This is a genomic window from Bradyrhizobium sp. 139 (assembly GCF_023074175.1).
GTDB lineage: Bacteria > Pseudomonadota > Alphaproteobacteria > Rhizobiales > Xanthobacteraceae > Bradyrhizobium.
In genome coordinates, this window is sequence record NZ_JADPKS010000074.1 from 57,702 (window position 1) to 69,043 (window position 11,342).

An 11,342-nucleotide genomic window follows, 5' to 3' on the forward strand; every position below is an offset into this window, starting at 1 on the left:
GCCCTCTTCACGACAGCTTTCACGACAGCTATTGCAAGATCGGCGCCAAAACCATACCAAAGCGGCCGAATTCGGCGCCTCGCGTCGGGTTGCCTCAAATCTTCGCAAACCCTGTTCATGCGGGCGAGATGCGCCGAATCCTGCTTTCGACGGCCAAAATCCTGATTTCCGGAGCGCTGCTCTACCTGGCGCTGCGCAAGGTCGATCTGACCGAGCTGTTATCGCGCTTCACCGCGACCAGCCTGTTCTGGATCGGCGTGGCGATCGCGGTCACGTTCCTGCAAATCTTCGTCGGCGTGCTGCGCTGGCGCGAGATCAGCGCCGAATGCGGCGCGCCGCTCGAGCTTGCCCGCGCCATGCGCTACAACGTGATCGGCGCCTTCTTCAATCAGACGCTGCCGTCGTCGATCGGCGGCGATGCGGTCCGGCTGTGGCTGGTGGCGCGCGCCGGCGCCGGATGGCGTGCGGCCACCTACTCGATCTTCGTCGATCGCGCGATCGGCCTCGTCGCGCTCGCGATTCTCATCGTCGCGAGCCTGCCCTGGAGCTACGAGCTCATCACCGATCCGCACGGACGCTCGGCGCTGCTGCTCGTCGACCTCGCGGCGCTCGCAGGCGGGCTCGGTTTCCTGATTTTCGGCGCGCTGAAATGGTCGTGGCTGAAGACCTGGTGGGCCACCCATCACATCCACGCTTGCGCCGTGATTGCGAACCGCGTGATCTTCAACGCCAGGCGCGGACCTGTTATCGCGGTCCTGTCGCTCCTCGTGCACGTGCTTGCCGTCGTCATCGCCTGGTGCGTGGTGCAGGCGATCGCAGCGCCAGTCAGCTTCGGCCAGATCTTCCTGCTCATTCCGCCGGTGATGCTGATCACACTGATGCCGATCTCGATCGCCGGCTGGGGCGTGCGCGAGGCGACCATGGGCCTCGCCTTCGGCTTCGCCGGGCTGGCTCCCAATGAGGGCGTCAACATCTCGCTGCTGTTCGGCGCAGTCTCGTTCATCGTCGGCGCGGTCGGCGGCCTGGTCTGGATTCTCAGCGCGGAGAAAGCTGCGCAAGGCTCGGCGCCGCTCGGGGTGCCGGAGTGAACCCGGTCACCGATGCTCTCGCAGCCGCGCCGTCGCTGCTTGCCGTCGCGATCGCCGCGCTAGTTTCGGCGCTCGTCACCTGGATCAGCCGTCCCCTGCTCCAGCGCTACGCGCTGGCGCGGCCGAATGCGCGTTCCTCGCATCGCATCCCGACCCCGCAGGGCGGAGGCATCGCGGTGATCACCGCGACGCTGCTGGTTGCTTCGATCTGGGCGGCGTGGGCAAACGTCGCGATCCCTTCCGCGCTGTTGGGCGCGACGGTGCTGATCGCGCTGGTCGGATTTGCCGACGACATCATGTCGCTGCCGGTGCTGGTGCGGCTCGTGCTGCAGGCCGCCGCCGTCGGTGCGGTCGTGTTCACCACGCCCGAAACCGCGCGCATCGTGCCGGCGCTGCCGCTGGCGCTGGAGCGCGGCCTCATCCTGCTCGCCGGCGTCTGGTTCGTGAACCTCGTCAACTTCATGGACGGGCTCGACCTGATGACGGTGGCGGAAGTGGTGCCGGTCACCGCAGCGCTCCTGCTGCTCGGATGGCTCGGCGAGCTGTCCTGGCCACCCGTACTCATCGCCGCAGCGCTGTGCGGCGCCATGCTCGGCTTTGTGCCGTTCAACCGTCCGGTCGCAAAGGTTTTCCTGGGCGATGTCGGCAGCCTGCCGATCGGCCTCCTGCTCGGATGGTGCCTGCTCGAACTCGCCTGGCACGGGCAACCGGCCGCGGCGCTGTTGCTGGCGGCCTATTACCTCGCAGATTCCACCGTCACACTGTTTCGACGCGTCGCGCGGCGCGAACAATTCTGGTCGGCGCACCGCACGCATTTCTACCAGCGCGCCACCGACAACGGTTTCGAGGTCCCGCGGGTGATCGGCGAGGTCTTCGCGCTCAATCTCGTGCTCGCGGGGCTCGCTATCCTGACCATCCGCGCCGGTTCGACACCGATCACGGCGCTCGCGCTGCTCGCCGGCGCAATCGCGATCGCGTTCGTGCTGCGGCGGTTCTCCCGCCCTCAGGAATCCTGAGCCGACAGCGCGAGCCGCAAGCCCTCGTCGAGGGAAACCTGCGGCTGCCAGCCGGTCGCGATCGCCCTGGCGAGGTTGAGCTCGAGCGAGCCGATCAGGCTGTCATGCGTATCCTGCTGGCCGATCACGCCGAGAAGCGTGCTGAGCAGCTCCGGCGGCACGCGGAACAGCCGCGGGCTCTTGCCGGCCGCCATGGCCAGGCGCTCGATGAATTCGGGCGTCGAGACTTGTTCCCTGTCGGCCACCAGAAAGATTTCGAAATTGCTCGCGGGATCGGGATGGGCAAGCCGGTGCAGGATGAACGATGAGAGATTCTGCACCGCGAGGAAAGCGCGATGATTCCGGATCGCGGCAAAGGGCAACGGCAGTCCCAGATTCACCGCACGCGTCAGCAGCGCAAAATTGCCCTTGGCGCCCGCACCATAGACCAGCGGCGGCCTGATCACCGAGATCGTTATGGCGCTGTCGCGCGCCAGCGTTCTCAGCCCTGCTTCGGCGGCCGCCTTGGACATGCCATAGAGGCCGCGCGGCGTGAGGATGTCGTCCTCGCTGAACGGCGCCCGGCCCTCATTGCTGCGGCCGTGCACGAGGACCGTGCTGACGAAGATGAACTGGCGCACGCCGGCCGTCGCCGCGCTGCGCGCCAGGTGCAGCGTGCCGGCGATGTTGACGTTGCGGTAGAGCTGGACCGCATGCTCCTCGTGCTTGTGATGCACGCGGGCGGCGAGATGAACCACGGCGTCGACGCCTTCGAGCGCGGCCTGCCAGTCGGTTTCGGGACCGATCGTTTCAATGACGACCTCGTCGTCGATGCCTTCCGGACCGCGCACCGCGCGGCGGACCGACCATCCCTGGCGCGCCAGCGCGGGCACGACATGACGTCCGACGAAGCCGCTCGCTCCCGTCACCAGCACGACCGGTTTACCCTCGCTCATCGCTGTTCCGCCAATTTGGGGTTGCGCAACAATTCGTCGACCAGGGCGGCATAGGCGTTCATCGCGGCCGTCCGGTCGAATCTCGCTGCCGCCTTCACCGCGCGGTCGGCCATGGCGGCGGCGTCGGAACGGGATGCCGTACGGATTGCCTCAGCCAATTGATCGGCACGGCCCGGCGTCACGACCCAGCCGAGCCCGTTTTCCACCACTGTCAGCGCAGCTTCGGCTTCCGGCTCGGAGACCAGCACGACGGGACGCCCGACCGCCAGCAGATTGTAGAACCGGCTCGGCACCGACACCCCGGCAACATTCTTCCGGTACGGGATGATCCAGAGGTCGGCAGAGGTCAGGAACGCCTCGAGCTCCGCATCCTCGACGCGCGCCACGAAGCCGATATTGGGCAGGTTCGAGGCCGCCTGCAACTGCTTCAACCGCTCGAAGCCGATGCCCCAGCCGGAGAGCAGGAACTGAATCTCCGGCTCGTCCTTCAGCAGGCGCGCGGCCTCGAACACGATCTCCGGATCATGGGTGAAGCCGAGATTGCCAGAGAGGCCGACGACGAAGCGGGCCGACAGCGCCTTGCGAAACGGATTGTCCGGTGTCACCGGCCGTGGCGCGGGCACGAGCGTCGTCCAGTTCGGGATGAAGCGGATCTTGTTCCGCGTCATGCCCCGATAGCTCAGCAGCCGCCGTTCCGCATCGCGGCCGATCGTGATGACGGCATTGAGCGCCCGGAACATCAAGGCATTTGCGGCGCGCATCATCCTGGCCACGAGCGAACCGGGCTTCAGGAGGCCCGCCATCACCAGCACGTCGGGGAAGAGATCGTGCAGGATCAGAGCGGACCGCGCACGCCTGAGCTTCGCCGCCGCCGCAACCGCGTAGGGCAGCATGAACGGCGCGGTCACGGTCAGCACCACATCGCCCTGCCGCAGCTCCCGGATCAGCGCGACGAAGGTGCGCACCACGAACAGGATCTCGGCGGCGGCGCGCCGCACCAGCGCGGCCTTCCCCGTCATCCGGTTCTTGATGGCAACGACGCGCGGCTTGCCCGGTCCGGTTTGCAAGGCAGGCAGCACGCCGGTCGATCCCGACAACACGACCACCTCGTGATCCGCGGCGAGGCGGCAGGCAATTTCCGCCATGATCCCCGCTGTTGTGCTTGGATCCGGCGGATAATGCTGGCTCGCGACGACGATCTTGCCGGAAGGCTCCATGATCAGGCCGCGGTCGATCCGAATTCCGGAACCGCGTCCTTCAGGATGGTCCTGATCGTGGCCCGATCGTCCCGCGCGATCGCCTGCTCCAGCGCTGCGATCCATTTGCGCAGCGTCTGCATCGGCGGCTCGTTCGGCTGTGCCGCCATGATGCCGGCGACACCGATCTCGCGGGTGGGCTCCTCGGAGGCGAACAGGATTTCGTGCAGGCGCTCGCCCGGCCGCATGCCCGTGAACACGATCTCGATGTCGTAGCCGGGCTGGAGACCGGAGAGGCGGATCATGCGCTCGGCAAGATCGACGATCTTCACCGGCTGGCCCATGTTAAGCACGTAGACCGAGACATCGGGACGCGCGGTTCCGAGCGCATGCGTTGTCGCCGTGATGACGAGATCGCAGGCCTCACGGATGGTCATGAAGTAGCGGACCATGTCGGGATGGGTCACCGTCACGGGACCGCCGGCCTCGATCTGGGCCTTGAACTTCGGCACCACCGAGCCGTTCGACGCCAGCACGTTGCCGAACCGAACCGAGATCAACCGCATCGGCGGCCTGGCACCGCCGCTACCTGCGGCAAGATCGTGGTCGAGCGCCTGGCAGTACATCTCGGCGAAGCGCTTGGTGAGGCCAAGCATCGACACCGGCTCGATCGCCTTGTCGGTCGAGATCATCACCATGGCTTCGGCGCCGGCGCTGTGCGCCGCATCGGCAACGTTGATCGAGCCGAAGATGTTGGTCTTGACGCCCTCGCTCCAGTCGCGTTCCAGGATCGGCACGTGCTTGAGCGCAGCGGCATGGAACACGATGTCCGGGTTGAACTCCGCCATCAGGCGCATGATGCGCTCGCGGTCGCGGATGTCGGCGATCCGCCCTTCGATCTCGGCAGCCGTGCCATGCGCAGCGAGCGCTTCCGTGACCGCGTAGAGCGCCGGCTCGGAATGTTCCACGATCAGGAGGCGCGCGGCCCCGAAGGCGACGACGCGCTCGCAGATCTCGGAGCCGATCGAACCGCCGCCGCCGGTGACGATCACCGCCTTGCCCCTGATCAGGGCTTCGAGGCGCGCATAGTCGATTATCTCGCTCGGCCGCAGCAGAAGGTCCTCGACCGCGACGGCCGCGAGGCGCGGCGTATCGCCGCTCTCCAGCGAAGGCATCCGATTGACGATCACCCCGAGCTTGCGCGCCCGCATCAGGATCGATTCCGGATGCGCGTCCGGCTCGAACGCCGACGGCGTCATGATGAGGCGCGCGATCGGCTTGTTGCGCTTGGCGAAATCGGCGATGACGTCCTCGATGTCGTCAATGCCGCCCAGCACCGGCACGTTGCGGATGAACTGGCCGCGATCGGATCTCGACGGCGACAGCACGCCGACCGGCCAGATGCGTTTGATCGCCCCGCTCTCGATGCCGCGCAACAGCACCTCGGCATCTGCGGCGCGGCCGATCAGCAGTGTCGGCGCGGCGTCCTCGGTTCGGGCGTGACGCCGCACCCGCGTATAGCGGAAGTAGCGATAGGCCATGCGCGACGCGCTGAGGAAGGAGATCTCAAGGAACCAGTAGAGAACGATCGTCACCTTGCCGAGGAAGAAGGCGCCGCGGACATTGGGGGCGACGAAGATGTAGTCGAGCGCCAGCAGGGCAACCGTCAGCACGGTCGCGACGCGGATGATGTTCAGCGCGTCGGGCAGCGAGATGAAGCGCCATTTCGTCGTGGTCAGGTTGAAGAGGAAGAACACGACGACGCTGAAGGCGAGGAAGTAGGGCAGGATCTGGAACAGCAGCGGCAGCCGGTCGAAGAAGCCGTCGCCACCTTCGAAACGCAGGTAGAAAGCGGCGAACAGCGCCGCCGTGGTCGCCAAGAGGTCATGGAGCGCGATCAGGAAATTGCGCAAGGTGAGATGCGAAAGACGCGTCATCCGCCGACCGATGTTATCCCGTTGAGTACCACCTGATCGCGCTGATAGCCCATCCCGCCAAGAGTTGCCAGCACAAGACTTGCCAACACAAGACTTGTCAGACGTTCCAGCATAAGGCTTGCAGCCGCGCGGCCGCTCAGGAACGGGCTTCCCCGACCTTCGGCTCCGCGCGGCCCGCGCCGAGGATCATGCCGCCGGCAACGCCGACCCCGATGACGTACATCCAGCCCTCGTGGAAATCGAACAGGTGGGAGTTGAACAGCGAGGTGAAGACGTTCTGCACCACAACCAGGAGGCCAACCCAATGGGCCAGCCCGTCGCCGCGGAACAACAGCAGATGCAGGATCCACATCGCGTAGAGCACGACGACGCCGATGATGCCCCATTGCACGGCTACGGCCAGGGTCTGGTTGTGAGGATTCGGAAAGACCCTGACGCCCTGGACCCATTCGGCGCTCCTGGAGACCTTGTCGAACAGACCGAACATGGAGCCCGTCCCATTCCCCGCGAGTGGAGCCTGCCGGAAGAACTGAATTGATTTCTGCCAATATTCGAGGCGCTCGCCGATCGACGTCGGAACGTTTTCCTGCGTGTAGAGCCGATAGTCGCTGGAAAAGGTGTCTACGGTCTTGCGCAATTGCGGCGAGGCCTGCCAGGCGAGAGCGGCGCCGGCGAGCAGTGCAGCTGAGATGATCGCGGTGCTGCGCCATCTCAGATGCAGCAACCCGAACACGCCGAACATGACCGGAATGGTGACGAGCGCGGTGCGCGACACCACCACGAAGGCCATGTTGATGAAGAAGCTGAACGCCAGCACGGTGAGCAGCCCGGCGAGCCAGTAGCGCCTCTGGCGCAGCAGCATCACGATGGGATAAGCAAGCGCGACCGCGCACAGCGTGAATTCCTGGCTCTGGTCGATGTAGTTCTTGACGAAGATGCCGCGTTCGAGGTGGTCGGGCTTGAGCGTCAGGTCGGGATAGAAGGCGACCAGCCACGACATCAGCGACAGCAGCGCGCAGGACACCAGGAACGCGATGAAGATCCAGTGCCCGCGCGGCGAGCGCTCGAAATGATAGAGAAAGACCGGCAGCACGAGCAGCTTGACGGTCGGGTTGACCGCGTAGAGGCGCGCGCCCCAGGCCGCATCCGACCACAGCGTGCCCACCAGCGCGAGCAGGACCAGCGCGACCGGCGCGGCTGCGATCGGACGCTTCAGCGATTGCAGGAATGCGCGGACGTCGAGAAACGGCACCATGCAGACCAGGAACAATGCGTTGAAGATCGCAGCGAGCGAGGTCGACCAGGGCAGCGAGGCCACGGTGAGGATCGCGAACAGGTCGACCGTCTCACCCCAGGCCACCGGGCTGCGCAGGCGCCGCCACAGCATCTGGGCGGTCGTCTCCCGGGCAAGTGTCGTCACTTGTGTCGTCACTTGTGTCGTCACTTGTGTCGTCACTTGCCCCCTCTCCGCGCGCGATGCACCAGCGCGGTCGTGCTAAAGCCCTGGAGGATGTCGACCAGCACGACGGTTCCGCCGGCGGCCTCGACGACCTCGTGGCCGACCACCTGCTCGCGGGTGTAGTCGCCGCCCTTGACCAGCGCGCTCGGCTTGATCCGGGTGATCAGGTCGATCGGCGTGTCCTCCTCGAAGATGACGACGAGATCGACGGCTTCGAGCGCCGCGAGCACTTCCGCACGTGCACGTTCGTCCTGAACGGGGCGATCGGCGCCCTTCAGCCGCCGCACCGAGGCGTCGCTGTTGAGGCCTACGATCAGGCGGTCGCAGGCGGCCCGCGCCGCAGTCAGCACCTTGACGTGGCCGGGATGCAGGATGTCGAAGCAGCCATTGGTGAAGCCGACGCGCTGGCCCTGTCGCTTCCATTCGGCGAGCTGCGCGTCGAGCGTATCAGGCTCGAGCACGATCTTCTCCTCGGCGGCGAGATAAGCATGCGGCAGGATCTTTCGGCGCAGCTCGGCCGCGCTCACGCTGGCCGTGCCTTGCTTGGCGACGGTGACGGCAGCGGCGCCATTGGCCATGCGCAGGGCCGTGTCCCAGTCCGCGCCTGCGGCGAGCGAGACCGCGAGTGCCGCTGCGACCGTATCACCCGCGCCGGAGACGTCGCGCACCTTCACGGGGAAAGCCGGAACATGAACGGACTCGCCATTGCGCGGCACCAGCGTCATGCCGTGCTCGCCTTGCGTGACCAGGATGGCCTCGCAATCGGCGAGCCGCATCACGTCCTCGCTGGCGTCGACGATGCTCTGCGGCGTGTCGGCGCGGCTGCGCGTAGCCTCCGAAAATTCCTTGCGATTAGGCGTGAGCAGCGTGGCGCCGCGATAGATCGCCCAGTTCAGGCTCTTGGGATCGACGATCACGGGCTTGCCGAGTTTTCGCGCGGCGTCGATGGTGTGGCGGATCACGCGCGCGGTCAGCACGCCCTTGGCGTAATCGGAGAGCAGCACGATGTCGGCGCGTGCGATCTGCGGCAGGATCGCCTCGATCAGCCTGGTCTCGATGTCATCGGAAGCAGGCGCCGCCTGCTCCCAATCCGCGCGCAGCATGTGCGTCGAAAAATGCTCGGAGACGAAGCGGACTTTGCGCGTGGTCGGCCGCGACGGATCGCACACCAGAATGCTTTCGATGCCGTCCTGCTCATCGAGCGCGGCCTTGAGCCGTGCACCGGCATCGTCCTCGCCGACGAGGCCGACGAAGATGCAGCGCGCGCCGAGCGAGGCGACATTGCGCGCGACGTTGCCGGCGCCGCCGATATGGATCTCGCTGCGCTGGGCGGCCATGACGGGCGCCGGCGCTTCCGGCGAGATCCGCGACACCTCGCCATAGACGAACTCGTCCAGCATGATGTCGCCGATGCACAGCACCGTGCGGCCTGAGATGGCTTGCGCGAGGGCGTCGAAATCGAGAATGGGCGTCGGCATGTTCCTGGAGCCTCAGCGGAAGCGGTCGGGCCGGTCGAGATAATCCCCGACATAGGCCTTCACCGCATCCTCGAGCGTCGTGAAGCTGCCGTTATAGCCGGCGCGGTGCAGGCGATCGACCTCGCTCTGGGTGAAGTATTGATAGCTGCCGCGGATGCTCTCCGGCATGTCGACATACTGGATGTTCGGCTTGCTGCCGAGCGCGGCATAGGCCGCGAGCATCAGGTCCTTGAAGCTGCGCGCCTTGCCGGTTCCGACATTGAAGAGGCCGGACACCGACGGCGTCGCCAGCAGCCACATCACGACACGGACGACGTCGTCGACATAGATGAAATCGCGGCGCTGATCGCCGTCGGCGATGCCCTCGCGATGCGACTTGAACAGCTGCACGCCGCGGCCTGCCTTGACGTCGTCGAAGCGCCGCGCCAGCACGCTCATCATCGATCCCTTGTGGTACTCGTTCGGACCGAACACGTTGAAGAATTTCAAGCCAGCCCATTGCGGCGGCAGCTTGTCGCCGCGCGCGACGCGCTCGGCGACGGCAAGATCGAACAAATGCTTGCTCCAGCCATAGAGATTCATCGGCCGCAACTTCTTCAGCGCAAGGACCGAGGCATCGTCGTCAAAGCCCTCTGCGCCGTCGCCATAGGTCGCCGCCGACGACGCGTAGATCAACGGCACCGCATTGGCCGTGCACCAGTCCAGGAGGCGCATCGACAGGCGAAAATTGGTCTCGATCACGAGGTCGCCGTCGGTCGCGGTGGTCTCGGAAATCGCCCCGAGATGGATGATGGCATCGAGCTTGCGGCCCTTCAGCCAGTCGAGCAGCTCGGCCGGGAGGACGATATCCACAAGCTGGCGCTTGGCCAGGTTCCGCCACTTGCCGTCGTGGCCGAGCAGATCGCAAACCACGACGTCGCTGCGGCCGGCCTCGTTCAGCGCGGCGACGACATTTGATCCGATAAAACCGGCCCCGCCGGTCACCAGCAACATTCCAACTTCCCTGCCCGATTTCTTACGGCCCGGTCCTGCCCTAGCGCATGATCCCGCAAAGTGTAAGCGGTTTTGGGATCGGCGCCGTCCCGGCTTTACCTGCCGGCCCGGAGCGGGTAACCGAACCGCCACATCAGCGCCCGCGGTCCTATTGACGAATGAACCAAGATTCGCAACTTAGCCGAGATGCAGAGCGGAGCGACACCCGCCCGATCCTGATCATCCCCTATATGTGGATCGGCGATTTCGTCCGGAATCACACTGTTGTCCGGGTCCTGAACGAGCGCTGGCCCAACCGGCCGGTCGATCTCTTGACCACATCCCTGTGCGCGCCACTGGTCGATTACATGCCCGGCGTACGCCAGGGGATCGTCTGGGACCTGCCGCGCAGCCGGCTTGCCGTAGGTCGCCAGCTCGGTCTGGCCAAGCTCCTGCGCGAGCGGAACTACGGCACCGCCCTGGTGCTGCCCCGGACCTGGAAGGCAGCCATTGCGCCGGCGCTGGCCGGCATTCCCGAAAGGATCGGCTTCGTCGGCGAGTTCCGGTTCGGCCTGCTCAACCGCTGGCGCTGCGGCGAGAAGAAGCTGCCCCGCTTCATCGACAAGAACGCCGCCCTCGCCCGGCCCGACGGCGCGCCCCTGCCGGCGGAATGGCCGGTGCCGCAGTTGCGGGTCCCGGCCGAGGACATCGCCCGCTGGCGCAAGGCCAATGGCCTCAGCGCCGGTGCCACCGTGGCGCTCGCCCCCGGCTCGGTCGGCGTCTCCAAGCGCTGGACCTATTATCCGGAGGCTGCCCGCTTGCTGGCCGAGCGCGGGCTGGAGGTCTGGGTGGTCGGCGGCCCCGGGGAAAAGAGGCTGGCGCAGGAGATCGTCGCAGCCGGCGGCCCGGGCGTCCGGGACCTCACCGGCACCGATTTGCGCAACGGCGTGCTGGCCATGGCCGCGGCCGGCGTCGCGATCTCCAACGATTCCGGGCTGATGCACATCGCGGCCGCCCTGGGCACGCCCACCATGGGCATCTTCGGCCCGACCAGCCCCTATCTCTGGGCTCCCCTCAACGGCCTTGCCGCAACCGTGGTCCAGGACAAGAGCGTGCTCTCCTGCCAGCCCTGTCAGAGCACGATCTGCAAGATGAACGACCACCGCTGCATGCGGGATATTGCGGCCGCGGAGGTGGTGGGGATTGCGGCGCGGGTGCTGAGGGCGCGAGCTCAGTAGCGCCAACTGGGCCGCGAAACTTT

Annotated in this window: 9 protein-coding genes; 3 read left to right on the forward strand and 6 right to left on the reverse strand. The window is 66.2% G+C overall.

From position 1 onward, the window contains the following. Window positions 1-128: 128 nt before the first annotated feature. A complete protein-coding gene (locus IVA80_RS18155) occupies window positions 129-1,088 on the forward strand; it encodes a lysylphosphatidylglycerol synthase transmembrane domain-containing protein (RefSeq protein WP_247432998.1) in 960 nt (319 codons plus the stop codon). Further along, complete coding sequence (locus IVA80_RS18160; protein ID WP_247433001.1) at window positions 1,085-2,104, forward strand: glycosyltransferase family 4 protein; 1,020 nt, start codon at window positions 1,085-1,087, stop codon at window positions 2,102-2,104. Before IVA80_RS18155 ends, IVA80_RS18160 begins: the two co-directional genes overlap by 4 nt. Here IVA80_RS18160 and IVA80_RS18165 read toward each other — a convergent pair. The 6 genes from IVA80_RS18165 to rfaD all read right to left on the reverse strand — a co-directional run bounded on the left by IVA80_RS18165 (window position 2,092) and on the right by rfaD (window position 10,102). Beyond that, window positions 2,092-3,039 carry an NAD-dependent epimerase/dehydratase family protein gene (locus IVA80_RS18165; protein WP_247433004.1) on the reverse strand — a complete coding sequence of 316 codons (948 nt, stop codon included), beginning with the start codon at window positions 3,037-3,039 and terminating at the stop codon, window positions 2,092-2,094. The two genes, IVA80_RS18160 and IVA80_RS18165, sit on opposite strands and share 13 nt — an antisense overlap. After that, window positions 3,036-4,256 carry a glycosyltransferase family 4 protein gene (locus IVA80_RS18170; RefSeq protein ID WP_247433007.1) on the reverse strand — a complete coding sequence of 407 codons (1,221 nt, stop codon included), beginning with the start codon at window positions 4,254-4,256 and terminating at the stop codon, window positions 3,036-3,038. Before IVA80_RS18170 ends, IVA80_RS18165 begins: the two co-directional genes overlap by 4 nt. A gap of 2 nt (window positions 4,257-4,258) precedes the next feature. After that, entirely contained in the window at window positions 4,259-6,172 is a 1,914-nt protein-coding gene (locus IVA80_RS18175) for a nucleoside-diphosphate sugar epimerase/dehydratase (protein ID WP_247433010.1), read from the reverse strand. Between the two features lie 136 nt (window positions 6,173-6,308). Then, on the reverse strand, window positions 6,309-7,592 hold the full coding sequence (locus tag IVA80_RS18180; protein ID WP_247433117.1) for an O-antigen ligase family protein: 1,284 nt from the start codon (window positions 7,590-7,592) through the stop codon (window positions 6,309-6,311). 32 nt (window positions 7,593-7,624) lie between these two features. Beyond that, window positions 7,625-9,109, reverse strand: a complete 1,485-nt coding sequence (gene rfaE1 / locus IVA80_RS18185; protein ID WP_247433013.1) for a D-glycero-beta-D-manno-heptose-7-phosphate kinase — start codon at window positions 9,107-9,109, stop codon at window positions 7,625-7,627. 12 nt (window positions 9,110-9,121) lie between these two features. Further along, window positions 9,122-10,102, reverse strand: coding sequence for an ADP-glyceromanno-heptose 6-epimerase (gene rfaD, locus IVA80_RS18190; RefSeq protein ID WP_247433016.1), 981 nt, complete (start codon window positions 10,100-10,102; stop codon window positions 9,122-9,124). A gap of 158 nt (window positions 10,103-10,260) precedes the next feature. Between rfaD and waaF the strand changes: the two genes are divergently transcribed. Next, window positions 10,261-11,319 carry a lipopolysaccharide heptosyltransferase II gene (waaF, locus tag IVA80_RS18195; protein ID WP_247433019.1) on the forward strand — a complete coding sequence of 353 codons (1,059 nt, stop codon included), beginning with the start codon at window positions 10,261-10,263 and terminating at the stop codon, window positions 11,317-11,319. The last annotated feature ends 23 nt before the right edge of the window (window positions 11,320-11,342 follow it).